The following is a 24,166-nucleotide window of genomic DNA, read 5'->3' on the forward strand; positions in this document are numbered from 1 at the left end:
GTGTCTAATACGCCACCTTCAACTAGAACGGAAGATCATCATCCGAGACCTCTACCGGTCCGCCATCTGACGAAAACGGGTCGTTCTGTGTCGTTTCCGCTCGATTCTGAGCGCCTTGCGTGTAACTTGGAGTATTCGTATCTCTCGGTGCTTGTCCACCCTCTGACGAACTGCTACGGGGTTCTAAGAATTGAGTGGAATCCGCTACGACTTCCGTTGTGTAGACGCGCTTTCCATCCTGTCCCTCGAAGCTGCCAGTTTGAATTCTTCCATCCAAACCAACTAGACTTCCCTTCTTCAAGAAGTTCGCAACGTTTTCAGCCTGTTTCCTCCAAGCGACACAACTGATGAAATCAACTTCTTGTTCGCCAGCTGTATTTTTGAATGCTCTGTTGACCGCAAGAGTGAAGCGTGTGACCGCAATACCTGTTTGTGTATGTTTGAGTTCTGGATCCTTTGTGAGACGACCGACTAATACAACTCGGTTAATCATTCACTTTCCTCCTCTTTTTTTGTTTGCGTTTGCGCTTCTACTAGCCGCTTCGTTTAAAGGTCCGAATAACTCGGGAGGCCTTAATCCTTTTTCGTATCGGTGTTGCAAAGTACCGTAAGAGAACCCTAATACACTGCTCCAATCTCTCAAACTCCTTATTTCCCCATTGTAATCCAGCATTATCCACCTTTTTCTCGATGCTAAAAGGTCGTCCCCTCTAAGTCCTGAAGAGTATCTGTCGTGCAACGTTCTACCTGGCACTTCGTATTTTCTTGCAATTTCCGATAGGGTTAGAACTTCACCTTTCACCTCAGTAAAGACATTCCGAGACGTATTATTCAGTTGCACAATATCAGTCGTCCATCTACAGTTACCAGGTTCGTAATTTCCATCATTGTCTATTCTGTCAATCGACAATTCTTTGTCGTAACCATTTTCCATAGACCATTTGTAGAACTCCTCGAATTTTTGCCATTCTTCGCAAACTCTAATGCCTCTACCCCCGTATCTTTCCTCTTCTTTGTCATTACATCTAGCCTTCATACTTCTCCAAATACCATAGATTCTAGCACCTGATAACCCGTGGGTTCTTTTAGTTTCGGATGCTCTTTCGGAAGCAAAACAACCGCAACTTTTAGTCTTCCCGTTTCTTAGCGCACTTTGAAGTATCGGCTTTACATTTCCGCAATCGCACTTACAAATCCATTTCGTTCTACTTCTACCTTTATATTTTCGGCTTTCGCTTAATTCCAACGCGACCAACCTGCCGAATCTTTCACCAGTTAAATCTAAAAATCCGCCCTTTAACTTCTTTACGCGTTCGTGTGTCATTCTACATAACCATCCCTTTCATCATCGATTTGCCACTATTCTTTTCACTGCTAGTAAACTTACAAGAGACCGATAGTCCATTTCAGACAACAGTTCCCCATTACGGCCACCCACAACATGCATAGCTCTCAACTCCTGGATAAGATAATCCCTCTGCATTTGCCTCATTCAGACTCGGCCCCTTTCACCTCAGAAACTGTTTCGATTTCGTTAATGTTGATGAATGTGTCGTTCCAAATGGCGAATGAGTACCCCTGACCTTTCTTATCTACGAAGTTCTCAGTGCACCATTCTCTGAATTGATCTTTTTAAAATTGACCTGACTCGACTTCGAGAGTTCTACCAGACTTAAAGGTTACTAACACTTTTAATTTCCTCATGCCGTCATCGCCTCCACTTCGCCAAGTTCAGCCATGAGCATCTTCACAGCGCCCTCCGGTGTCGTTCCTGTCGTGATCCGCAATTCGTTGAGCAATGAGTTGAATTGCCGCTCCAAGTGCTTGTCCTTGCATCCTGTGTTGTTCCACGCGCCTGCTGTTAGGATTAGTTTGTTGATGATGTAGTTAGGCATTGGATTCACACTCCTCAAAACTGATGAATGATTCGACTGGGTAGAAGCCTTTTAATTTACCTTTTTCAAATAACATTCTTGCTTGATTTGTATTGTTAATAATTATCGGTTCTCCATTTTTGTTAATCCGTATATCTTTCGACCGAAACTCCCCAACCTCCCGCCCAATCCCCGCCCACACTCGGCGTTCCTTTTCAACTTTGATTTCTTCGGGAGTTGCAAGGCGAACAATATCGACTGGCGCCGAATTAAAGTCGGAGCCGTTTTCAATCTTCACGTAATCTCCGTCGCACTCGACCACTTCGTACATCTCTTCTGTTCCATGACCACTCCAAAGCACCATTACTTTTTGTCCAGGCTTAAACTCTGGTTCAACTTCGAAACCAATGCGCAAAGCATCCACCATTTTAAGTAGCGATATTTCGTTAAGTGGCTTGTATGCTTGTGTCCAAGGGTTATCCTGCAACTCAGTTTCTGCATGCGATAGTATCAAACTTTCATGGTCGTAACGCCCCTTATTAAGAGCGTAATCAATCGCATCCGCCACTTCTTGCGTCAATTTCACTTTTTCAGTCATTCAAAATTCCCCCTAAAATGTTTTCTTCCGATAATCCCTGCCATCCATTTTCACAACGTCTGTATTGTCCATGATCCGCGAGAAGTTCCTGGCATTCACTTTGCTTTCAAGCTCCGTACTAGAAAGGTTTGTCGTGTAAATCGTGTGTTTTCCCGACCGACTGTCTATGACTTCAAACAACTTTGTCCATGTCCAGTTATCCGCGCCATTCCGCATATTCGTGTATTCCGTCCCGAGGTCATCAAGGACTAGAAGGTCAACCTCGGCAATGTAGTTCAACAAATCGTTTTCCGAGAAGCTCGCCTTAGCGTTAAACGTTTCCTTAATTTTCGTAAGTAATTTCGGAACTGATAGGAAAAGCGCTGTGTGACCATTCTCAATCAGCTTCTTCGCAACAGAGAATGAAAGGTGGCTTTTCCCGGTGCCATAAGTTCCGGTCAAGAGTAAGTTCTTTCCTTCACGCGGATTAAACGTCCAGGCGTACTCAACGAGATCGCGTTTAGCCTTTTCAAGTTCGGGTGTAGGTGGAACATAATTTTCGAAAGTCGCTTTCAGAAGAGATTGATTGACCAATGAGTTCTGGTCGAACACACCCTTTGCGCGGTTCATTTTGGCTTTACGCTCATTTTCAATAACCCGTAATTCGATATCCTTGTCTCCGCATTTGCAACCAAGAATGAATTGCTCGACCTTTCCCATATCAGGACCGCCCATAATAGGGATTTCAGTTAGTTTCACTTTCTCACCGCAACCCTCGCAATCGTACTTTTCTAAGACGACTGGGACTGGGAAGTTTTCAAGTGCCTTTTCGTAGTTCATGACGTCCTCCTAGAAACCGTAGTCATATTCATGCTCTTGTTCCTTTTTAACCTTCGATGGCTCAAACTGGTGAACATTACTTGGGAAACTCGGTTTCTTCATTTTCAGAAGCAGCGAAGTATAACGGGTTCGCAATTTAGACGGCGACAAGACATTCGCTCTTTCGAATTCATCCTGTTGTACCCATCGCATCAGTTCACCAATTTCTTTTTTATCTCGTTTATCAAGTTCAATCATTTTTCGAATATCATCGGACCAAGTTTGTAAGTTAGGTTCTTTTCGCTTAGGATCATTCTTCAAGATTTCCTTGTAGAAGAAATCAGCTAAAATAAATGGTGGTGAATCTTTGTCATAAACTTGTTTAGGACTATTCTTTATATCTTTTAATTCTTTATCATTCTTTAAACCTTCTTTATCATTCTTCTTTATATCCGCGGGCTGTTCCCTAGCTTCTCCGCTTGCTGTTTCTTTGCTGTTACCCCCACCGTTTTCAACTTGGTACAAATCCCAATTTGACACAGTTACTAGTGTGTATTGTCTGTTACCCCTACCACGGTCTATTTCTATCATCTGCTGTTTCTCTAACCACGCCAAAATGGTAGAAACTGTCTTGGGATTCGGCTCTTTCCATACGAGGCCTTCGTAATATCCGACCCCTTGTGCAATGCTTCTGACAGATGTTAAATGTTGTCCTGGATTGATAGAGAAAAAATTTCCATCTTCCATTGGAATCTTATTAGGTGAGTGATTTACTTTGTATTTCAGGTATTGCCAAACTCTGTGATAAAGAGGGGGCATCATCCAAATGTCGCTTTTCAGCTCTGATCGAAAATCCTTTATAAAGACGCCCATTCTTCCACCCCCTCATTTTTTTATGGGACGTACACAAGTTTCCCTGTCTGTTCCTGTACTGCTTTTTTGAACACTGCTTCATCTGAATTCGTATCCGAAAGATGCAGCAAATGAATCTCCTGAACTTTCGATAGATCATTAGCCTTCAAAAACACAAGCATGTTTTCTAAAGAAAAGTGACTCTTCACTACTCGTTTTCGTAAAAACTCATGGATCCGTCCGCTATCTACGTTTTCATTCAATATCTTTTGAGAGTAGTTGCACTCAACCATTAAGTGAGTGAGACCTTGAAACTTGTACTTGATGTAGTAGGTGTCAGTAGCAAACAGGAGCTTGTCCCCTGCGTCGCTCTGGATAAGAAAGCCAAAGGTCTTCACGTCATGCTGCACATCAAAAGGTAAGATCGTGAACGTTCCAATTCTAAATTGCTTCTTGTTTTCTATCGTTTTGACCCTATTATGTTCAATGCCTACCTCTGTAGCAGTCGAGTCGCTCATATAACAGTCAACTCCCATCTTCGCTACGTCTTCAATAGACATCGAGTGGTCGCCGTGTGAGTGACTCAGCAGGACGCCTGCTAGACTTGAAACTTTAAAGTCTAGCGCCTGTTTGATTCTCTTAATGCTGATTCCTGCTTCTATCATTATTTTTGTTTCTCCATCGAAAATTGTGTACATGTTCCCGGAACTACCGCTTGCGAAGGATTGTATTTCGATCATAAGCTCTGCCCTCCATCGGTGTTTCGAACATTTCTCTTGTAGTCCAGCCGTTGCGTAACCGACTGCGAAGAGTGCTGTAATTTAGATTTAGTTCTCTAGACCAATCAGCCAAGCTTTGTTTCTTTCCTTCATATAAAAGCATTCTGTTTTTGCGAGTATTATTGGTTTGTTCCGATTGGGTAGTCCACTGACAGTTAACGGGTTCGTAGTTACCGTCGTTATCGACCCTATCTATGCTTAGTCCTTCTTTGTAGCCTGACCTTCGGGACCATTCGTAAAATGCTTCGAAGGATTGCCATTCACTGCAAACCCTTATCCCCCTGCCTCCGTAATGATGATAATTAGGGTGATTGGAGCTGCGGCATCTCCGCCTCATTTCTATCCAAATAAAATGAAGTTTTGTTCCTGATTGACCATGAGTTTTAGTCACGAAACAACCCCCTTTTTGATTTCAATCATTAGAAGCCTGGACCATTTGAAGCGACTGGCTCTGGTTCGGGTTGAACCTTAGTTTCTGAAATGATTTCACCTGTGTTTACGTCAATATCTTCCCTAGGTGTTTCAATGGTTTCCGGTTGAATATCCAGTGTTTCGGTATTTGCATTTTCTTTAATTTCAAATTCCGGATTAATCTCTTTTCTGTCATTCTCGTATTCGTTTTCAGTTGTATTGTTGATTGATTCAACCAAAAGGTCACTGTCGTCGCTTGTGTTAATGAACCCTTTTGCTGCACGATTAATCACAGTACGTTTTGCCATCTCCTGCGGGAATTTCTTGTGTACTGCCTGCTGAGTTTTCGATTGGCTCCAAGAAGCATCGATTTCCTTCTTGGTCATGACAGTTAGTACTTCTTTATCGCCAGTTTGTACAATGGCATACGCGCCGATGATATCCTTGTCCCGATTTTCAAATGCCGTTTTATGACTCAACAGTTTTTCTCGACCGCGATCATTTTCGTAATCGAAAACATCATCTTGGTAAATTACGTTTGCCCAAATGTCTTTAACATTTGTGAGGCGTTTGAGAACGGCTTGAGTGCCAAAGTAAGAGCGATTCAACTGCAATTGGGTACCGTAAACAATGAAATAACACTGTGTTTTCGCCGGGCTTAAACCTTGCACAACCATATCTAACAACGAATTAGCAATTGAATCCCTTGTACAAACATCTAGTGCTGCTTTTCCGCTTTTATCTTTTGTTTCCTGTAGTTTGAAAAATGCACTCTTTAAAGCATTGCTTGCATTGTAGTTGGCTGGTAGTATCAAACCGTCTTCTTGCAGCCTTGCTAAATTTGTATTTACACTATCCGTGATGTCTTTTTGGATGATTGCTACTGATTGAGTTGGTTCAGTCATTTATGATTACCTCCTGTATTTTCACTAAGTTTTCTTCGCCGACAAATAGATAATCTTTATCGTAAAAATCAGCGTCAATTGCATACTTCCCACTCGGATGCCGCCATTCGTTTACACTTACGATTGACCCTTCTCCCATTGGTGTACCGTCGCTATTAAGAACCGTCACTCTATCTCTCGCCTTTAAAGTCATGCTGCACCATCCTTCTCGACAGCCTGTTTTTCAATCCGCAACTGCTTGTCCTTTTTTGAAACTTCCAGAGTGATTAACTGCGACTCGGTGTCAATCAATTCCGTGACCGATTCAGCATTGTCGAAGAAGATGGGAACTCTAACGCCGAAGTGTTCCGTTAATGTATTGATAATGTCTAAACCGGAATTAATTTTCGCGCCATTGTTTAACCCCTCAGAAAACGGGACCCCGCCATACGTAACTTCGCAAACATCTTGGATTCCGCCGTTTTGTTGAACGTGGAATAATTTGAATCTAGCGATTTTGAACTTTTCGTTTATGCGCTCTCCTAGCAGACTCACTTTCGAACGAGTGAACAAGTCGATTAAATAAATCCCCTTCTCAACTTCCTCAAATTCTTTAGCTAATTTGACTTCTTGTTCTTGGAGTTCTGCAATTCGTTTTTTTGTAGCGATTGCTGCATCATGTTGTGCGATTTTGACGTTGAGTTCAGCGCGTTCCGCACGTAGACTAGCAACTTCGATTTCGACGCTAGCAACAGATTCTGAAGCGTTATCTTTGAGTGACTTAATTTCATCATTCAACTTCGCTTGCTCTTGCAATTTGGATTGATATTTAGGATCTTGACGGGCATCTTTTACGGCTGTTCTAAGTGTGGCTAGTTCTTCTTCTAACTTCGATACAACCTTCGCCTTATCGTCAATTTGAGACTGGATGGCGTTTGCTGTAGTTGATAGCTTTTCAACACGCCCGAGTAACTCAGTTTTCTCTTCTGATTTAGACTTTCCAAGCGCGTTAATACTTTCTAATTTTTTTGATTTGTTCAGGTTGAAAGCAGATAAAGCTTTTTCTTTAGCTGCTACAACTTGCGCTTGCGGAATATCTTGTCCGCATGTAGGGCAAGCGCACTCTGATTCGTGTGTAAATTCAATTGCATTTTCGGTTGTCCACTGTTCACGAAGTCCTGCGATATGCCTTTCTAGCACTGTAACCTCTTCGTTATTGCGTTTAATTTGATGTTCTGTATCCTCTTTCTTGCGAGTTAGTATTGAAATATTCGATTGCTCTTCTTGGATCTTCGCCTGTATTTGGTATCCTTTTTCAACTGACTCAGATTCGAGGTTGCGTTTGATGGCTTCGAGATCCATTTCAACTTGCCTTAATCCATTTTGTTTACTAGTGATGGCTGAACCATTTTTAATGTTGTTAATTTGACCGACATTTTCATCGAGTTTCTTTTCAACTGCCGATATTTCTTTTTCTATAGAAGGAACATCAATTGTTGAATCCGGTAACGACATGTATAACTCGTCAACGCGTGGCTGTATGCCTTCTACTTCTTTTTTAATACGGGAACGTTTAGAAGCAATAATCGCCTTCATATCCTCGATTTTCTCGCCTCTCAATATTGCTGGCAGGTCCTTCAATGCCTGATTCGATGAAATTACATCATCATCCGTGATATCCCCGACAACTTCCAAAAGAGTTTCACGTCGCTCTTCCATTTTGGTTTCTTCGTTGAAAAACGTTGGTGAAGTGAGTAGTTTGAATACCTTTTTATCAATTAGTTCGCTTATCTTTTTGTTATAATCCGTCGCGCTTTTAGGAACGCCGTTGATAAAATAGTCAGTTGTGTGGCCCGATTGTTCTTCCGTTAATTGACCACGCTTTTTAACCCAATCCTCTTTGTAAATTCGTTTCAGAGTTAGTGGTTCACCATTAACAGTGAATCCACCCTCGACCTCGTGATCCAGTCGATGAATAACTTTTCCGTCATCCAGTGTTTTAATGCCGAATTTTTCTTTGTCAAGGCTGTCTTTCCCGAAAAGAAGCCAATAAAACGAGTCTGCTATCGTCGTCTTTCCACTTCCGTTATCTCCAAAGATATTCAGATTTTCCCCATCCGCTGGTAGATCGAACTTCTTGATACCTTTGAAGTTTTTCAATGATAGACTCAACAATTTAATTTCTTTCAAAATGTTCTCCTCCTTGTCATTTGAGGGGTTCTGCGCTAAAATAGCGGTAATAGAATTAATCAGAACCCCGAACTCGCTGCTTCTACAGCGGGTTTTTTATTTTGCTTCTTCATACCGAATAATTTCAGCAGTTTTGCGAAGTGTATAAACACTCAGGCCACTTCCCCATGTTTCTTCGAACTGTTTCATTGCAACCAAGGCGCTGTCTTTGTTCGTGTGGATGATGTATGGATCCGACTCTGTAACCAGTCTGATTTCCCACTCCCATGATTTTTGTTTCATTCATCTTCACCTCGCCCCTGTTCTAATTGCCATGTCGCATACTGCCACATCGTCCCGAGGACAAACGCAAGAACTGGTGCAAAGTAGAGTACAATTTGACCTTTTTCCTCTAATGTCAGCATTCTAATTCTCCTTTCTGTAATAGATGGTTGAATCCCATCAAGAAGCGCCGGAAGCTAAGAGGAGGAATTATTTGCCGTACCCCCGACGCTTTTTGATAGGAGCCAAGGCTCCGTATCTGTGCTATAATGTTGTTAAGAGATAGTTTCAAATTCCGCCGATTGACATTCCAGTGTCTGTCGGTTTTTTTGTGTCTTGTAATTCTTCCAATATTTTCAGTGCAGCTTGTAATCTGTTTGTAGCAAGTTCTACATCGTTGTTATTCAGATGTTTTTCGACTAGTAGTAAATTTATATGGATGAAATTTAGTTCGATTTTGATGTTGTCCACTATGAACCTCCTAGATTAAGAAATTGATGAATCCGCCAACTAACGTCGTTAGCATTTGAGTTAGTGCAACTAAATCCACTCCTGAAATTACAGCAACAGCTGCAACAGACACGTCATGTATTTGTGTAGCTTGCAACCACCTAATTAAATCGGCTGCCTTCAACTCCATTTTGTTGTTCTCTAAACGCGATATGGTGCTGCGAGACAGATGCGTTCTTTCTGACATATCTTCTTGGCTTAATCCCGCAACCAGTCTAGTTGTTTTTAAAATTGGGCCGAACATCATATTTTCTCTCTCCCCTTGTGCTGAATCTGCACATCCTTTAATGAATCCGCACATTCGTTGCGGAATTACGACAGTATTTACAACGTGAATCTAGTAATATAGTTAATGAAGGAACTCATCACCATTGCTTGGATGACCCCTCCTTGCAACCTCGATTTACAGCCTTCGGTACTAAGGGGCTTGCCCGCCCCTCTTCGTTTTATTCAGCCAACCTCAAATGTTGCTGGCCATTTAGCTTTTTAATCTCTAACCTCAAAGCTGTGTCCGGCGACCATTCTTGAATAAATTGCAATGATTCTTCAAATCTCACTTTCGGTAACTCTCCGTATCTAGGAATCTCAAAGTATTTTTTGAAATCTCTCCAAAATTGCTGAAATGCCTTTCTACCAATCTCCTTGTATGCTGCCGATTCGATGCCACCCAGACATTGCATTACCTTGCCGCGAGCATTTGCGCCAATACGCTGTTCTTGTGGTCCATTAATTCGCATGTGATTCTTCAAATACTTCACGTCTGTTTCGACTACTTCTAAGCGTTCTTCTTGTTCAAGCGCTGATTGTAATAGAAGCTTCGTATTACTCGGTTGTGATAATTGACTTTCCATCTTGTTAAATCGCTCGATATACTCAACAGCGAATTTCGTTCCTTTTTCACCAGTCATGCGTGTTCCGAAAAGTTCGCAACCTTTTTTAGTTAAGTTGAAGCTTGGCAACTCTTTATTTTGGCTATTTGTGTATGTTGATTCGATGAAGTAGGACTCACCAGTTTTGGCGTCACCTATTTGAGTGATGATATTGCGAATATCACGTATCACTTTGTCATGTGCCCGTCCCACCATTTCCGAAACTTCTAAACTTGTTAATGTGTGCGATAACAGATTCATTGAATATTCCTCCTTTTAGTAGGTATTTCATCCTTCTCTGTCGAATAGTGACAATAGAGGGAGGTGAAAATCATATGAGTAATAATCAACATGTCACTAAACATGAAGATGGCTGGCAAGTGAAAGGAGCGGGTAACTCCAAGGCGACTAGAGTAGTAGATACTCAAAAGGAAGCTATAGAAATCGCCAGAGGCATTGCTATTAATAAAGAATCAGAAGTCGTTATTCACGGTCGTGACGGAAAGATTCGCGATAAGGATAGTTATGGAAACGATCCTTATCCTCCAAAGGATAAAAAACACTAATATTTAGGCGTTAGCTGAACTATTATATTTTCATTCGAGGTAACAGGTGTTTCAGACACATCTGTTATCTCGAGTAATATTTTTTCTTTTCCATCCACAACTTCTTTTACAATCAGTTTCGAATATTCATTTGAAAGAATCGGCATCCCTCTCACCTCCTCTTCTTTAACTACCAAAGTTGTAAACCAAATCATAATTGCTCCGACTCTTAATCCATTGAAGCAACTGATCCGTCACAATCTTTGCATGTCCAAAATCATGAGTGACTGGGAAACCTTGAATCTTCGTCGCTCGATACACTGTCGTATGACTAACACCTAACAAGTCCGCCGCATCTTGCAATGATAGTAAGATTGGTAGTTGACGTTCTCGTAACGCTTCTCCAACCGCTTTTCTTACTTCGTCGCCAATGATTTCTTTTAAGTCTTTCGCGTTTACTAGAGTTACTTCTGACATCCCTCTTCCTCCCTTCGCTTCTCCACGCCCACCAATCAAAGTTCGAAGTCTTGGCGTAACCAATTGGCGTGGCTCCCTTCTATAGAAGAAGATCTTGGCCGACTCCGCTCGTTCGAACTTTCGTTGCTGGACGTGAGGTACATATTTTTAAACGACTTCATCAATTGCAAATTCAACAATAACGGATTCCGTTAGTTCGTTAGTAAAAAAAACTTCAACTCTAACATTTAATTCTTTTGATAAGACCTTTAATATTTCGGCATCTATTTTGGTTTTTCCGCTCTCCATACGACTATACGCCATGTTGCTGATACCTAACTTCTTCGCCAAATGCAACTGTGTCATGCCCTTCGCGAGACGAATCTTCTTTAAATTTTCGTGTATCACCTAACCACCTCCAAAAAACTAACGTTATCCGTTAATCAATACTATACTAACGTATTCCGTTAATGTCAACTGTTTTATTTAGATAATTCTCATATACCGTTAGTTTTATATCTTTTACCGTTAGTTATTAGTATTCTTGGATAAATAGAATACGAAAAAGGAGACAATTATGGAGATTGGATCACGAATTAAAATAAAAAGGAAAGAAAACAGGTTCACGCAAATCGAACTAGCTAAACTTGTGAATGTTTCCCCCCAAGTAATCTCGAATTGGGAAAGGGGTTATTCCGACCTCAGTTCTAATGATGTGTCCAGATTGGCTGACGCACTTAATTGTTCTACTGAGTATTTATTAGGAAAAACAGAAAGTTCAAAGTCAGACTGGAATTCAAGGCTTCCCGAACTTACAGCTAAAGACGAGCGAGACATAACTGTCGATTTAGAAAAAATGATAAATAACCTTGAATCTAAAGATGGATACGCCGCGTATGATGGTCATTCGATGGATGATATGGATGAGGAAGATAAAGAACTTCTAAAAGCGTCACTAGAAAACTCTTTGCGCTTAGCTAAACGGATAGCCAAACAAAAATTCACCCCTATAAAGTATAGGGATTAAATAACCGATTAGGGGTGAAGTTGGTTGCCTAAAAAAGAAGTTGTTAAACACATCGAAAAATACGCTACTAATAATCCTTTTGAAATCGCTAAGCAAAAAGGGATTGTAGTTATCCATGAACGTTTGGGTAGCGCTCTCGGTTATTACAATTCTTATAATAGAATAAAGTTTATTCATATTAATGAGGATATCAATGAAACTTTGAGTAGATTTGTATGCGCGCATGAATTGGGACATGCAATCCTACACCCAGAAGCGAATACACCATTTTTAAAGAAGAATACGTTTTTCTCTATAGAAAGAATTGAAATTGAAGCCAACACCTTCGCTGTCGAATTGCTACTCCCCGACTACACGATATACGAACATAAAGATGAAAACCTAACACTTTGTGAGATTGCAAATATATACGGAGTACCCGAAGAGGTTTCGCACCTAAAGAATTTACGGAATGTTCTTTGATATTCACGATTAGATAAAATTTAAAGAAAGTTAAATCTGATGTAATGAAACGGAGGATTTATAATGGCGAATGAAAAACAAAAAGTATGTCCTATCTGCAATGAAAAGTTAACATTTTTGAAATCGACACTGAAAGACGGTATAAAAGTTTGCGCGAAACACGTCGTTACGGAAGCCGGGTTGCTGTTGAAGGAAACAATAGAGCAATCAACTGTTGAAGATATAAGAAAAAGAATAGAGTTATTAAAAACAACTCAAGAAGAGTTTAAAAACGAAGTTGATAACTTCGTTATAGCCAAACAAATAGGTAATTTTGTGGCTTTTGATGAGGTGCAACAAAAATGGGCTACGTTAAATTCGTGGTCTACTTTTAACTATAGTGATATTGTCGACTTCGAGTTATTAGAAGATGGAGAGTCTATTGCTACTGGTGGGCTAGGCAGGGCATTAGTTGGTGGTGCTTTATTCGGTGGCGTTGGTGCTATTGTAGGTGGTGTTACTGGGAAAAGAAAATCAAAGGATGTGTGTAGTAGTCTCAGACTCAAGGTGACTATTAACGACATGAATAATCCAGTTGTATATATAAATTTCATTGAAACAAAAACCAAAAAAGAAGGGTTAACTTACAAGACAATTGAAGGCGCAGCGCAAGAGTGTTTATCGGTATTCCAGTTAATCTGCGATAAACAAAAAGATAACAAAAAAGAAACTATCACCCCTCCTATATCGGTTGCAGATGAATTGTTAAAATTCAAGGGATTGCTAGACCTAGAAGCCATCACCCAAGATGAGTATGACGTGAAGAAAAAAGAGTTATTGGGACTTTGACTCCCCTGCCCTCCCCAGGGCTTTTCTTTTAAACTCAACCAAATAGAATAATCCGAAACGAGGTGTAGATATGGAATTTATAACAACAATAGGTTCACTGATGTTTTTCTTCGCGCTAGTTTATCTTGCTTATCATTTTATACGTAAAAGAAAAGATTCCTTACGCACACTACCAAAGAAGAAATTCTACACGGCTTTAATTGGAGGATTCGCATTGGTTGGAATCGGTAGCTCCCTAACTGATACAAGCGTTCAGGACGCATTAGATAAGACTCTTGAAAAGAACACTGTATTAGTTGCTGAGAATAAAGAGTTGAAATCGACAAATGCAAAACTTCAAGAGAGCAATGACGTGGTGAATAAGGAACTAAACGATTTAACAAAGAAGTTATCCGATTCGGACAAGCTAGATAAAGAGCTAAAAGATCAGCAAGCAGCACATAAAGAAAAGACTGAAGCTTTCGAGAAAGAAATCGCCGACTTGAAAGCAACTAATACAACTTTTGCTACCGAAGTTGATAGCTTGAAAAATCAGGTAGCGAGCAAGAGCGCTACTTCAACCGCAAGTTCATCTGGTGGTAGCTCAAGCTCTTCCTCATCAGCCGGCACTTCTCAACAGAGCGCAAATGTCTATTATAAGAACTGTACAGCTGTTAGAGCTGCAGGAGCCGATCCTGTATATCGCGGTGATCCAGGGTATGCAAAACATCTTGATCGTGATGGAGATGGTGTCGGATGCGAATGATTACATGATTTAACACGGTCCCTCCCCTATCGTATTTTTTTACCTGATTGGTGGGTATATTATGCTATTTGGAGATGGGGGTTTATTTCACTAGTGATGTGGGATTGAATTACAGGGATGTACACTTACCCAATTCTATTCTTTTATTAAGAGCAGGACATAGCTATTTATGATACCGAAGAAGGAGTGCCACTGAATGAATCTAAACACAATTAATGAATTAATTAATTGCTTCAAAATGATATTGTATGAAAACCCAACTTTTCATATTCCTGAAAACGGATCATACGAAAACTTGGACTTAAAAAGTAGCAACTTTTCTTTTATTGTAGATATAAATCGTAGGGGTAGAAAAAAGCCCAAATTCACTCTGCAACTTCGCGATCAAAGAAATAAAGATAACCCGTTATTAAGATTAGACATGCTAGGTCCTGATCACTCTAATCCCGATGGTTCGTTTCCCTACTCCGGAGAAGTTGTTCCTTGCCCTCATATTCATATAGCGCATCCCGAATACGGCACCTCAATCGCATATCCATTAAACGAAGAATATGCTAAAATGTATTTAAACAATGAGCAAATCGATGATTTAGTTCTTATTTTGAAAGAATTTTTAAAACGTTGTAATGTTGGTAACATTGAAGATATAGATTTTGAATATCAAGCAGAGCTTATTTAGAATGAAAGGAGGTTGTTTTGATGATTCAGGATTTAAAGTCGTTATATGACCAATGGAATAACAAAAAATTAATCCTCGAAGACTTTAGTGATTTTATCGAAATCACTACGCCTTTCGTCGATATGCATCACGATTATATACAGCTATTTTTCACTGACCAAAAAAATGGGACTTTCATGATTTCAGATGATGGGCACATTGTAAATGAACTCGAAATGCTTGGCGTTAACATCAATAATGCTAAAAAGAGAAAAGAGTTTTTTAATACTACTCTTAAAATTTTCGGAGTTACATTTAACAATAAAACAAATGAACTTTGTGTTTCCTTTGATTCATTAGATGACTATCCAAAAAAACAAAACAACTTACTTCAATGTATTCTTAGAGTTTCTGACATGTTGCTAACAGCAAGAAATACAGTGGCCAGTATCTTCACGGAGGAAGTTGCTACATTTTTTGAAGATAATAACGTATTCTACACCCCTGACCCAGGATTTATCGGCAGATCTGGAAATCAGCAAAATTTTGATTTTGCTCTGCCACGCACAAAGAAGAAGAACGAAAAGTTAATTAGGGCAATAAATTCACCATCGGCTGATAATTATACTCCCCCATTATTCTCATTCATTGACATTAGGGAAGCTAGACCCGATTCGGATTTTTTCGTATTAGCGAATGATGGTAATATCCCTATAGCCGATAAATTTCTAAGTTCTTTAAAAAATTATGATGTTGAAGTTTTAGCTTGGTCTAAACGTTTTGATTGGGTAGACAAACTCAGAGTCATCTGAACCGAATAGTTAACTACTCCTTTCAGACTAGCCCTTTCAGTGGGGCTTTTCTTTTAACCACAAAACCAAACATACATTCTGGAAGGAATCATTTGCATACACACTCGGAAGACTACAATCTATCTATTGAGAGGGGAAATGAATATGTATTGTCGAACATTGAAAAATAGTAAGTGGTCATGTACTACAGATGCTACGCCGGACCCTCTAACAGGACAACGCCGGCAAATAACACGTCGTGGAGATACAAAAAAGGAAGCCGTACGCAGGACGCAACTTGCGGCTGACGAATTATCGAAAGAGCGCCAAACGACGAAAAGAGTCGTCCAGGAAGTCTATGACGAGTGGCTGAATGTCTATTAAGAAACTGTTAAAGCATCGTCGGTGAAAACTAGAGTGGTAGCGATGAAACCATTTATCGACAAGCACGGGAAGCACTTCATCGGAAAACTGCAAATCAACGATATTCAAGCTTTTTTGACAGAAAGACGTGATACAGGAATATCAAAACATCACATCGCAGGAACTCGTACCGCTTTAAATTTGATGTTTGATTTTGCGAAAAGAAATGACTACATCGAGAAAAACATCGTCAAGGATACCGTCACGCCAAAAGCCACTAAAGAGTCGCAAAGCTTTTCGAAATCTAAAAAGAAGTATTTGGAGAAAGAAGAAATTCAAGAATTTCTGAAAGGCGTGAAATCATCCGGACGAAGAAACGCCTATTCAATCGCCCTCACAATGCTTTCTACGGGCTTACGCATCGGCGAGGTGTTAGAGCACTCACTTGGGGAGACATCGACTTAAAAAAGCAGGTGCTGAAGGTCGACAAGACGTTGTTTGAGAAAGATGCTGATGAAGGTGGTTTTGAATTTACTCCGCCGAAAACAGAAGACTCGGATAGAGTTGTTTCTTTTAACGATGACCTGGCCGTAACGCTAAAGAAAATGAAGGCGCAATACAATAAAGAGAAATTAATCGGGATAAGAGACGTTAAATCACAATGGTGTGACTTAGTCTTTACAGGAATACGCACTCAACCCGTTCGTGCTTCCACGATTGGAGCTGTGTTTAATAAGAATTACAAAGCCTATGACGTTAAAGATGCTCGTGGCACTCATATTTTGAGACACACTCACATCACGATGTTAGTTGAGGCTGAAGTTGATTTACCTGTAATTATGGAGAGAGTTGGCCACTCCGACATAAACATCACGTTAGAAATTTACGCGCACGTGACTAAGAAGATGCTGAAAAAAAGTGATGATAAAATTAATGAGTATTTCCGCCAATTTATCTAAAGCGAAAATAAATGTGGTTTTAATGTGATTTTTCGTTTAGTGCAACCGCCTTTGAATGCTGGAAAACACTGCGGTTGTACCCTTTCAGCTTTAATATGTTTGGAATGATCATCATTTCAATTAGCGTGAACGCTTTTTCATTATGAATAAATTTCATCTAATTCTCCCCCTCATAATTTATCCATCATTCCGTAAACCGGTAAAAGTAAAGCGAGATATGCTGCCAAAATACAGATTGCAATGATACTAAATAAAACTGGCTGAAGTAGCGCCAATGCCTTCGCTAGCTTCTCATCAATCGCTTCACTTAGATGTTCGCTGTAAATCTGAAGTTCTTTCGGTAGATAACCGCTGTCTTCACCATGCTTGGCGAATGCAGCCAGTTGGTCCATCAATCCTTCTGTCCTACTTATCGCGGTGTGGAGTGAATCTCCAAAAACTACCTGCTCTTTGACATTTTTCGTAATTTCACTTAACACTAGATCCAAATTTTGAGCAATTAATACATCCAAAGCATTTTGCAAGGATAGGCCCGACTGAAGCAATCCCCCAATTTCACTAGAAAAGTCGCGAGTCTTTACTATCGAAAAGAATGTACTAGCGACAGGGATGGACATTAATACGCGAATTTTTGTTGCAGGCGCAAACTTTTTGTAGATAATGGTGCATAATACCGTTAGTAATGCAGAGACTAACACCATACTTATGATGAAATCGGGGATTCTCGTCACAAGCGAGGGTAATGACGAAACAAATCCATCCCCTTGACCTTTTCTAGATATCGCTAACGCTTCCATGTTAGGTAAAAAGTACCTTCGGAAGGCCATAAGCAATGCGGCAATCAGAATAAAAAGAACCACAGGATAAATAAGTAGATTTTTTAACTTCTTCCTTTTTTCTTCTGCTTTTCTCATACGAACAGCCATGCCCCTCAAAGCCTGCGCGACTCGCCCGTCCACTTCAGCAATCGCGATAGGAAGAAGCGTTCCGGATGAGAACCCAAAACTAGCAAGGATATGAGTGACACCGAACCCTTCCTTAAAATCTTTATTCATTGCTTCCAGCACAGGATTATAATCTTTCAAATGATGTGGTACTAACAAAGTAACTGCATCATGAAATGTGTATCCCTCAGTTAATAACACAGAAAGTCTTTCTAGAAATACCGGTCGATTTTGGAATTTTTCTTTTTTGTGAAATAACAATCGTTTTTTTGATTTATCCATCTTGCACCACACTTGGCCTGTTATATTTCTGAAAAAGCGACTCCACTTTATGTTCCTCAGGAACAATTACTCTTTCACCTTTCATGATGGTGTCCGTCATTCGATTAAGCGTGTCTCCTTGAATAATTTCAAATACCGCTCCCCTTTTTCCGGAAGCACTGCGAATGAGACGCTGCGCTGAAATACAGACAATGGTTTGTCTTAATTCTTCGGCAGAAATACCAAAATCCATCATCCTATAAAAACAGCCTGCTGGATCTTTAGAGTGCACGGATGTCAGTACTAAATGTCCAGTCAAGGCGGCTTGAATTGCAATTTTTGCCGTTTCACTATCACGTATTTCTCCAATCATGATGACATCCGGTGAATGACGTAATATCGCCTTTAGACCTGCCGAGTACGTCATACCGGACCGTTCGTTTACTTGAATTTGAAGCAGATGTGAATGATTATTTTCAACAGGATCTTCCAATGTGATTACATGCCGTTCTAGATGATTGACGCAATGAGCTGTTAAAGAGTATATAGTGGTCGTTTTTCCACATCCTGTCGGACCGGTCAGTATAATTAGCCCTTGCGGCTCTGATACAGCCTGGCGTAATTTATCGGCCCACTCTTTTTCAATGCATAATTCATCGATTGAAACGATTTGGTCATGCCTTTGCAATCTTATAACAACACTTTCTTTCATTTGAATCGAAGGGATTGTTGAAACTCGGAAAGAATAATTCTCACCTCGTATCTGTTTATGAAAAGAACCACTTTGGGGTTTACGCTTATCGCTAATGTCGAGTGAGGATAGGAATTTGTAAAATGAAATCATGCGGCCCGCCAACTGTGGGGGAAGAATACCGGACCGGTTCAGCCTTGAATCTTTTTTGAATGAAACATCATATCCTTCTTTCATAGGAACAAGGTGAATGTCAGTCGCTTCGTACTTAATCGCTTTCTCTAATAGTCGAAAACTTTTCTGTTCTACGACGTTATCATTCTTAATCATTGAACACCCCTCTTTCTTTTGGGTTGAGTGAAGTTCAATCCAACCCAGTCGGATAAATCGCAATTCATCCTTGGGCACAGTATACGACTTACAAATACGTATTGGAATACTTTCCCTCAAAGTCGAATTGTGTATCCCCAGAAAGAGGTCGATACTTGAAATTCGCCCCACTTTTCGACAGCAAATATCATTTTTCGTGACAATCACCCTTATACACGTGTTTGTCACAATGAAAGAACGATTGGAGTTTACATCTGCTGTCGTTATCCCTTATAATGAATGGGAGCTTATTGTAATGTTTTATTAAGGAGGGACGCACACATGGATAACATGTTCAAGTTGATGGGCTTCTGGACAGGCATATTCGCAGTTATGTTTTATATGGGAGACATGCTGCCAGCCGCACTTCTTTTTGTTGCGAACACTGGGTTCTTCCTGCTACTTGGATATTTGAACCTAACAGAGCGGATGTACATGTACTTATTTGGAGCATATCTGATGATATTTATGGTCGGATTCAGCTACTACACAACGTTTATACACGTACCAGGCGCTGGCCACTAAAAGAAAAGTACATACAAAAAAACAGCCTTTTTTTATTGGCTGTTTTTTTGTTTTTCTATACTTATATTGGTCAAAATCCATTCAAAAAAGGATTCGAATCTTTTTCCTCTTCTGGAGTTGTAGACGGTCCATGACCTGGATAGATGATAAAATCATCATCTAGGGAAAGCAACTTATCATGGATAGATGTCAGCAAAACCCCTGTATTCCCCCCCGGTAGATCTGTCCTTCCGACTCCCTGCTGGAAAAGTGTATCGCCAACAACGGCAAAACGAGATGGTCCGAAGATATACGAAACACTCCCCGGAGAATGACCGGGCGTATGCCTCACTTCAAACTCGAACGGGCCCACAGTCATCATTCCCTCATCGCTGATAAGCTTATCGGCTTTTCTAATGCGGACGTCAGGTAATCCTTGATACTTGGCAGAACCGTTTAATCTCGGATCAGACAGCCAGTCTTGCTCCTCTTCATGGATATAGACCGGAATAGTATAACGGTCCCTTATGCTGTCAACCGCCCCAATATGATCAAAATGCGCATGTGTTAATAAAATCGCGACAGGAGTCAACTCTTTACTTTTCACTTTATTAATAATACGTCCACTTTCTTCACCTGGATCCATGATTAGACAATTCCCTGATTCGTCACTGATGATGTAACAGTTTGTCTGGATTGGTCCGAGCGGATATGTATTAACTTTCAACATGGTCGGCACCTCCTGCAACTTATATTACGCAATGTGAAATACGATTTCAAACAATCGTCACTAATATCCCTCGACAAATTTGATTGCAAACAGTACAATAGAAGAGGAATAGCGCTAAACCGGACTTGCACAGTATGTGCTGACTTCTGTATTGCTCACAACAGATCGTGAGCGGTTTTAGCAGAAGTTCCTATTGAAAGGAGTGTCTTCCCTATGAACTTATTGATGATTATTTTTGGACTCATCGCAATTTTAGCGGTGGTCGGTACGGTCCAAGCATTCAAAGAACGTAACGTTTTAAGTATTCTGTTCAATCTTGGAGCTGCAGTCGTTTTTGGAGGCTTCACAATTGCTACACTTGTTTTCCAAGGATTCCCACCAACTCTATAATCGAGAAAGTGTAAGTCTAAATTTGGACAACCAAAAACACCCTTTGTGTATTTATACACAAAGGGTGTTTTTTTGTTTCCTTAAAGTTAATAAAGTCTTGAGCTGTGAGTAACAATTAGCAGATGATTTCACAGCTAGATCCAGCAGCTTGCTACTTGCCTCATCTAAGCTTGTTTTATTTTTACTCAGGAAACGTTAACCACGTCGTCTGCGTTTTCTTTTTTATATCAATCAATTTTTCCGCGGAGTAACCAGTTAAACACTTTTGCCCCGACGGTGAACATCGAAGAACACCCGACGTGATATCATCGGCTACAACGTCTTGACGTCCTTCTATAACGCGAATAAGTCGATATGGTGATAGGAGTTCATCGAGTTGCCCCCCCTCGTCAGGAGCGGGTATGAACACGGTTTCACTTGAACCCCATTCAACATCAGGTATTACCCACTCTGAATAATTACTAATGACGGGCATTGTCCATTCCGAGCTAATCATCCCATCCTGTCCCATGATGGTGTAGTGCGCATCCTTGTCTCCATTTATTCGCACAACGAGTAGCGTATCTTCATATGTATCAAAGTAAACAACACCGCTAATATCTAGCTGCCCCCACTTTTTAGTAAGTGGTTCATATGTATGTATCTCTCCACCATCAAGTACGTGGCCTTCGACATATCCTACAGCAATTTTATCCTCACCTAGCCATTTCGGGAATGGATCTTCAATCGCAAGCAGGTCCAAACTCTCTACTTTTCCGTTATAAATAAATAAATCAAAAGTCCAATCTTGATGAAAAGCCGTGAGAAGAATAAGTGAGGGGTCAGTATCGTTCCATTCAATCGCCAACTCTGTTGAAGCAACTATAACTTCATCTTGTACCGCACCATCCATAGTCACGATTTTAATTGTTGCAGATGCAGCATTATCACTAGTATGTAATAATAGATATTTTTTTGAAGGATGAATGAGGAGGTCGATGATTATAGATTCATCCTCATATAACGTGTCTGTCTGACCTGATTCAAAATCAAAACTATTCACTTGATAATGCCCATTTACCTTTTCGACGTAGATAACTTTTGACTCGGTTAACCAGTCTGCAACGAAATGGAACTTCGAAGGATCAGCAACTAACGTTTTAGTTACTTCCTCTTTAATCAGTTCGTTATTCCCTGGTTGTTCAACGGCAGTTGGTCCATCGATAATTTCATTCGTCTTCTTTGAACAGCCCGTTAGTAACATGACTGTTACACAAAAGATGAATATTCTTTTTCTCACCGCGCCTCCCCCTTTCTGTATTTAAACTGAGTAAAGCGCAAGGTCCCGTTCCAGATACGACAGGCATAAGACGGACCGGCGTTCTTTTGCCTAGGAAGGATGCACAGTTCAATCCTTCTTCCTAGCTGGCTTGACTTATAGCCAGAGCGCCTGGAGCTTGACATTGTCCCTGTTAAAAAACTTATACTTTATCTTAAAAAAAAGGCTGCACGGAAAGTTCCGTGCAGAACCTTATCATTCTTTACTTTTACTGTTTAATTTCGGTGATTGTTCCTGTTCTTCCTTGAATCTAAGTAAATCTCCATTAATGATCATATCGGAATAATTTAGCTCAGTGGCAGCCCGTTCGATAAACGGCTCACATTCAGCCATATCAGTTTCTTCACCAGTTTTACTATCATAACAGACCTCTTGCGCGTAAACATTTTTATCAGTTACAAAACGGCCATCACGGAAAATAGTAAACGGTTCATGATCAGGCGAGAATATGTCTGAACCAAGGTACATATCGTCTTTTGTTTCAAGCCCCATTAAATGTAGGAGGGTAGGCTTCAAGTCGATTTGTCCCGATACTTCATCCATTGTCTTCCCTTTACCGTAGCCAGGAATGTGAATGTACAATGGAACCCTCTGTAATTTCGCATTATCATAAGGGGTAATTTCCTTGTCTAAATACATGCCCATTGCCTTGTTATGATTCTCGGATATACCATAATGGTCTCCGTACATAACAATAATCGAGTTGTCATACAAACCGCTTGCTTTCAAGTCTTCGAAAAGAACTTTTATTGCCTCATCCATATAGCGTACCGTTTGGAAATATTTATTCAACGTATTTGAATTTGATGTATATTCAGGAATAAGCTTATCTTCTTCATCCAAGTCAAATGGATGATGGTTTGTCAATGTAATCAGCCTTGAATAAAAAGGCTGCGGCATTTCTTTCATCAACTCTACCGATTGGTCAATGAACGGGATATCTTTCATGCCCCAGTTGACCGCTTCTCCTTCTCCGACTGTATAACTTTCAAGATCATAAAACTTATCGATACCGAGAGCACCGTACATGATATCGCGGTTCCAGAAACTTCGGTTATTTGCGTGCATTACATTCGTGAAGTAGCCATTTTCACCTAGCTGAGCCGCCATCGATTGGTAAGTGTTTCCACTATGCGTGAAAAATACAGCACTACCATTTCTCGGGTACAGTGAGTTTTCAATGATAAACTCTGAATCCGATGTCTTTCCTAGACCAGTATTGTGATAAAAATCAGAGAAATAGAATGTATCCGGATCCTTCGTTAATTCATTCAAAAATGGCGTAATGACATGTCCATCCATTTCCTCATTAATGACAAACGACTGCAAGGATTCAAGCGAGATTGCAATAATATTACGACCTTTTGCAACTCCGTACATCTCAGGATCTGGAGCAGCGTAATTCGCATTAATATAGTTACCTACTTCTACTAGTTCACTGCCATCCGCAAGTGCACGTTGAGCATGGGATTTGGATTGAATGAACAAATCGTAAATATGGTAATTATATGTTCCAATATTTTTCACAAGAAGTTCTCTATCAAAACTGCGTGTTAATAGTTGTGGTCTTTCCATTTCGGCTAGACCAAGGTTTACCATAATAACTGCAGCAGTCATAACGAAGTAAAGTTTACGTCCAATTTTATTTGATTGTTCCACCCGATCAGTCTTAGGTATAAATTTGATTGCCAAAAAGATTATGAACACATCTGTGAAAAAGAATATGTCCGTGACCATTAGATTAGCAGTAACTGAAGATGAAAGATCTCCGAAGTTACTCGTTTGGAACAAGACTGGCAAGGTAATAAAATCATTGAAAAATCTATAGAAAACTGCATTACTAAACATAACAATTGAAGTCATCACACTTATTGTCAGTATATAAATGTTGCGTCTTTTCGTACTCTTGATGAATAGTGCAATACCATAAACAAATAAAAGGAAACTAAGAGGATTCAGAAAAAGAATGAATTCCTGCATTATATTATCGATTTTCATATTGAAGCTTGTAAGATAACCGAAATATGTTGTCAACCAAGTCGCCACTATTGCTACTATGAGTACGGAATGTTTTGACCATACTATTTTGTTCACTCCAT

At 40.2% G+C, this 24,166-nt stretch carries 37 protein-coding genes; 12 read left to right on the forward strand and 25 right to left on the reverse strand.

All coding sequences use genetic code 11. The annotated features are described in order from the left end of the window. Positions 1-22: 22 nt before the first annotated feature. The 16 genes from ssb to AZE41_RS13000 form a co-directional block, all read right to left on the reverse strand. Positions 23-493, reverse strand: a complete 471-nt coding sequence (gene ssb, locus AZE41_RS12930) for a single-stranded DNA-binding protein (RefSeq protein ID WP_067210105.1) — start codon at positions 491-493, stop codon at positions 23-25. Further along, complete coding sequence (locus tag AZE41_RS12935; RefSeq protein WP_067210107.1) at positions 494-1,324, reverse strand: hypothetical protein; 831 nt, start codon at positions 1,322-1,324, stop codon at positions 494-496. It lies immediately after the preceding gene. A 21-nt stretch (positions 1,325-1,345) separates the two neighbouring features. Further along, positions 1,346-1,492, reverse strand: coding sequence for a hypothetical protein (locus tag AZE41_RS22790; protein ID WP_156476050.1), 147 nt, complete (start codon positions 1,490-1,492; stop codon positions 1,346-1,348). A 208-nt stretch (positions 1,493-1,700) separates the two neighbouring features. Further along, positions 1,701-1,895 carry a hypothetical protein gene (locus AZE41_RS12940; protein ID WP_067210109.1) on the reverse strand — a complete coding sequence of 65 codons (195 nt, stop codon included), beginning with the start codon at positions 1,893-1,895 and terminating at the stop codon, positions 1,701-1,703. Next, a complete protein-coding gene (locus AZE41_RS12945) occupies positions 1,888-2,472 on the reverse strand; it encodes a hypothetical protein (protein WP_067210111.1) in 585 nt (194 codons plus the stop codon). The genes AZE41_RS12940 and AZE41_RS12945 overlap by 8 nt, the downstream gene beginning before the upstream one ends. A gap of 12 nt (positions 2,473-2,484) precedes the next feature. Then, positions 2,485-3,291 (reverse strand): ATP-binding protein, encoded by an 807-nt coding sequence (locus AZE41_RS12950; RefSeq protein WP_082786599.1) that lies wholly within the window; start codon positions 3,289-3,291, stop codon positions 2,485-2,487. A gap of 9 nt (positions 3,292-3,300) precedes the next feature. Further along, positions 3,301-4,143, reverse strand: a complete 843-nt coding sequence (locus AZE41_RS12955) for a hypothetical protein (protein ID WP_067210114.1) — start codon at positions 4,141-4,143, stop codon at positions 3,301-3,303. Between the two features lie 20 nt (positions 4,144-4,163). Then, positions 4,164-4,862, reverse strand: a complete 699-nt coding sequence (locus AZE41_RS12960) for an MBL fold metallo-hydrolase (protein ID WP_067210117.1) — start codon at positions 4,860-4,862, stop codon at positions 4,164-4,166. A 458-nt stretch (positions 4,863-5,320) separates the two neighbouring features. Continuing rightward, on the reverse strand, positions 5,321-6,217 hold the full coding sequence (locus tag AZE41_RS12970; protein WP_067210123.1) for a recombinase RecT: 897 nt from the start codon (positions 6,215-6,217) through the stop codon (positions 5,321-5,323). Beyond that, the gene (locus AZE41_RS12975; protein ID WP_067210126.1) at positions 6,210-6,410 is read right to left on the reverse strand and encodes a hypothetical protein; all 201 of its coding nucleotides are present in this window, start codon (positions 6,408-6,410) and stop codon (positions 6,210-6,212) included. The genes AZE41_RS12970 and AZE41_RS12975 overlap by 8 nt, the downstream gene beginning before the upstream one ends. Beyond that, positions 6,407-8,386 carry an AAA family ATPase gene (locus tag AZE41_RS12980; RefSeq protein WP_067210129.1) on the reverse strand — a complete coding sequence of 660 codons (1,980 nt, stop codon included), beginning with the start codon at positions 8,384-8,386 and terminating at the stop codon, positions 6,407-6,409. The genes AZE41_RS12975 and AZE41_RS12980 overlap by 4 nt, the downstream gene beginning before the upstream one ends. A gap of 96 nt (positions 8,387-8,482) precedes the next feature. Continuing rightward, positions 8,483-8,668 (reverse strand): hypothetical protein, encoded by a 186-nt coding sequence (locus AZE41_RS12985; RefSeq protein ID WP_067210131.1) that lies wholly within the window; start codon positions 8,666-8,668, stop codon positions 8,483-8,485. Beyond that, positions 8,665-8,790 carry a hypothetical protein gene (locus tag AZE41_RS23470; RefSeq protein ID WP_257722479.1) on the reverse strand — a complete coding sequence of 42 codons (126 nt, stop codon included), beginning with the start codon at positions 8,788-8,790 and terminating at the stop codon, positions 8,665-8,667. Before AZE41_RS23470 ends, AZE41_RS12985 begins: the two co-directional genes overlap by 4 nt. 145 nt (positions 8,791-8,935) lie before the next feature. Continuing rightward, entirely contained in the window at positions 8,936-9,118 is a 183-nt protein-coding gene (locus tag AZE41_RS12990; protein ID WP_067210137.1) for a hypothetical protein, read from the reverse strand. A gap of 10 nt (positions 9,119-9,128) precedes the next feature. Beyond that, a complete protein-coding gene (locus AZE41_RS12995; RefSeq protein ID WP_067210138.1) occupies positions 9,129-9,404 on the reverse strand; it encodes a helix-turn-helix domain-containing protein in 276 nt (91 codons plus the stop codon). 199 nt (positions 9,405-9,603) lie between these two features. Then, a complete protein-coding gene (locus tag AZE41_RS13000) occupies positions 9,604-10,287 on the reverse strand; it encodes a Rha family transcriptional regulator (RefSeq protein WP_067210141.1) in 684 nt (227 codons plus the stop codon). Between the two features lie 74 nt (positions 10,288-10,361). Here AZE41_RS13000 and AZE41_RS13005 point away from each other — a divergent pair, with 74 nt between their 5' ends. Next, positions 10,362-10,592: a DUF2188 domain-containing protein gene (locus AZE41_RS13005; RefSeq protein WP_067210144.1), complete on the forward strand. Its 231-nt coding sequence runs from the start codon at positions 10,362-10,364 to the stop codon at positions 10,590-10,592. Here the strand turns inward: AZE41_RS13005 and AZE41_RS22795 are convergent. From AZE41_RS22795 to AZE41_RS13015, 3 genes are all read right to left on the reverse strand, one after another. Then, on the reverse strand, positions 10,589-10,738 hold the full coding sequence (locus AZE41_RS22795) for a hypothetical protein (protein WP_156476051.1): 150 nt from the start codon (positions 10,736-10,738) through the stop codon (positions 10,589-10,591). The genes AZE41_RS13005 and AZE41_RS22795 overlap by 4 nt on opposite strands. A 19-nt stretch (positions 10,739-10,757) precedes the next feature. Then, on the reverse strand, positions 10,758-11,048 hold the full coding sequence (locus AZE41_RS13010) for a helix-turn-helix transcriptional regulator (protein WP_156476052.1): 291 nt from the start codon (positions 11,046-11,048) through the stop codon (positions 10,758-10,760). Positions 11,049-11,195: 147 nt separating this feature from the next. Beyond that, the gene (locus AZE41_RS13015) at positions 11,196-11,435 is read right to left on the reverse strand and encodes a helix-turn-helix domain-containing protein (RefSeq protein ID WP_067210149.1); all 240 of its coding nucleotides are present in this window, start codon (positions 11,433-11,435) and stop codon (positions 11,196-11,198) included. A gap of 169 nt (positions 11,436-11,604) precedes the next feature. On the opposite strand from AZE41_RS13015, the gene AZE41_RS13020 reads away from it, so the two are divergent. From AZE41_RS13020 to AZE41_RS13060, 9 genes are all read left to right on the forward strand, one after another. Continuing rightward, positions 11,605-12,054 carry a helix-turn-helix domain-containing protein gene (locus AZE41_RS13020; protein WP_067210152.1) on the forward strand — a complete coding sequence of 150 codons (450 nt, stop codon included), beginning with the start codon at positions 11,605-11,607 and terminating at the stop codon, positions 12,052-12,054. Between the two features lie 24 nt (positions 12,055-12,078). After that, positions 12,079-12,516 carry an ImmA/IrrE family metallo-endopeptidase gene (locus AZE41_RS13025; protein ID WP_067210154.1) on the forward strand — a complete coding sequence of 146 codons (438 nt, stop codon included), beginning with the start codon at positions 12,079-12,081 and terminating at the stop codon, positions 12,514-12,516. A 63-nt stretch (positions 12,517-12,579) separates the two neighbouring features. Next, complete coding sequence (locus AZE41_RS13030) at positions 12,580-13,344, forward strand: hypothetical protein (protein ID WP_067210156.1); 765 nt, start codon at positions 12,580-12,582, stop codon at positions 13,342-13,344. 70 nt (positions 13,345-13,414) lie between these two features. After that, positions 13,415-14,089, forward strand: a complete 675-nt coding sequence (locus tag AZE41_RS13035; RefSeq protein ID WP_067210159.1) for an excalibur calcium-binding domain-containing protein — start codon at positions 13,415-13,417, stop codon at positions 14,087-14,089. Positions 14,090-14,285: 196 nt separating this feature from the next. Further along, positions 14,286-14,768, forward strand: a complete 483-nt coding sequence (locus tag AZE41_RS13040; protein WP_067210161.1) for a DUF6978 family protein — start codon at positions 14,286-14,288, stop codon at positions 14,766-14,768. Positions 14,769-14,788: 20 nt separating this feature from the next. Next, on the forward strand, positions 14,789-15,559 hold the full coding sequence (locus AZE41_RS13045; RefSeq protein ID WP_067210164.1) for a DUF1829 domain-containing protein: 771 nt from the start codon (positions 14,789-14,791) through the stop codon (positions 15,557-15,559). Between the two features lie 144 nt (positions 15,560-15,703). Continuing rightward, the gene (locus AZE41_RS13050; protein WP_067210166.1) at positions 15,704-15,922 is read left to right on the forward strand and encodes an Arm DNA-binding domain-containing protein; all 219 of its coding nucleotides are present in this window, start codon (positions 15,704-15,706) and stop codon (positions 15,920-15,922) included. Positions 15,923-15,964: 42 nt separating this feature from the next. After that, positions 15,965-16,366: a site-specific integrase gene (locus tag AZE41_RS23085; protein WP_067210169.1), complete on the forward strand. Its 402-nt coding sequence runs from the start codon at positions 15,965-15,967 to the stop codon at positions 16,364-16,366. Between the two features lie 29 nt (positions 16,367-16,395). Then, positions 16,396-16,860, forward strand: a complete 465-nt coding sequence (locus AZE41_RS13060; protein ID WP_067210171.1) for a tyrosine-type recombinase/integrase — start codon at positions 16,396-16,398, stop codon at positions 16,858-16,860. Between the two features lie 19 nt (positions 16,861-16,879). On the opposite strand, the gene AZE41_RS22800 is transcribed toward AZE41_RS13060, so the two are convergent. The 3 genes from AZE41_RS22800 to comGA are packed head-to-tail and all read right to left on the reverse strand — an operon-like array spanning position 16,880 to position 19,086. Beyond that, the gene (locus AZE41_RS22800) at positions 16,880-17,017 is read right to left on the reverse strand and encodes a hypothetical protein (RefSeq protein WP_156476053.1); all 138 of its coding nucleotides are present in this window, start codon (positions 17,015-17,017) and stop codon (positions 16,880-16,882) included. A 13-nt stretch (positions 17,018-17,030) separates the two neighbouring features. Next, positions 17,031-18,086, reverse strand: a complete 1,056-nt coding sequence (gene comGB, locus AZE41_RS13065; RefSeq protein WP_067210173.1) for a competence type IV pilus assembly protein ComGB — start codon at positions 18,084-18,086, stop codon at positions 17,031-17,033. Beyond that, the gene (gene comGA, locus AZE41_RS13070) at positions 18,079-19,086 is read right to left on the reverse strand and encodes a competence type IV pilus ATPase ComGA (protein ID WP_067210176.1); all 1,008 of its coding nucleotides are present in this window, start codon (positions 19,084-19,086) and stop codon (positions 18,079-18,081) included. Before comGA ends, comGB begins: the two co-directional genes overlap by 8 nt. A gap of 321 nt (positions 19,087-19,407) precedes the next feature. Between comGA and AZE41_RS13075 the strand changes: the two genes are divergently transcribed. Beyond that, positions 19,408-19,650 carry a DUF2626 domain-containing protein gene (locus AZE41_RS13075; RefSeq protein ID WP_067210178.1) on the forward strand — a complete coding sequence of 81 codons (243 nt, stop codon included), beginning with the start codon at positions 19,408-19,410 and terminating at the stop codon, positions 19,648-19,650. A gap of 70 nt (positions 19,651-19,720) precedes the next feature. Here the strand turns inward: AZE41_RS13075 and AZE41_RS13080 are convergent, their stop codons facing one another. Next, on the reverse strand, positions 19,721-20,359 hold the full coding sequence (locus AZE41_RS13080; protein WP_067210180.1) for an MBL fold metallo-hydrolase: 639 nt from the start codon (positions 20,357-20,359) through the stop codon (positions 19,721-19,723). Positions 20,360-20,572: 213 nt separating this feature from the next. On the opposite strand from AZE41_RS13080, the gene AZE41_RS22290 reads away from it, so the two are divergent. Further along, positions 20,573-20,749, forward strand: a complete 177-nt coding sequence (locus AZE41_RS22290) for a DUF2759 family protein (RefSeq protein ID WP_082786602.1) — start codon at positions 20,573-20,575, stop codon at positions 20,747-20,749. A 181-nt stretch (positions 20,750-20,930) separates the two neighbouring features. Here the strand turns inward: AZE41_RS22290 and AZE41_RS13085 are convergent, their stop codons facing one another. Both AZE41_RS13085 and AZE41_RS13090 read right to left on the reverse strand, forming a co-directional pair. Next, complete coding sequence (locus AZE41_RS13085; protein WP_067210183.1) at positions 20,931-22,028, reverse strand: YqgU-like beta propeller domain-containing protein; 1,098 nt, start codon at positions 22,026-22,028, stop codon at positions 20,931-20,933. Positions 22,029-22,262: 234 nt separating this feature from the next. Continuing rightward, on the reverse strand, positions 22,263-24,161 hold the full coding sequence (locus AZE41_RS13090) for an LTA synthase family protein (protein WP_067210186.1): 1,899 nt from the start codon (positions 24,159-24,161) through the stop codon (positions 22,263-22,265). Positions 24,162-24,166: the final 5 nt, after the last annotated feature.

It is taken from the genome of Sporosarcina psychrophila (assembly GCF_001590685.1).
GTDB lineage: Bacteria > Bacillota > Bacilli > Bacillales_A > Planococcaceae > Sporosarcina > Sporosarcina psychrophila.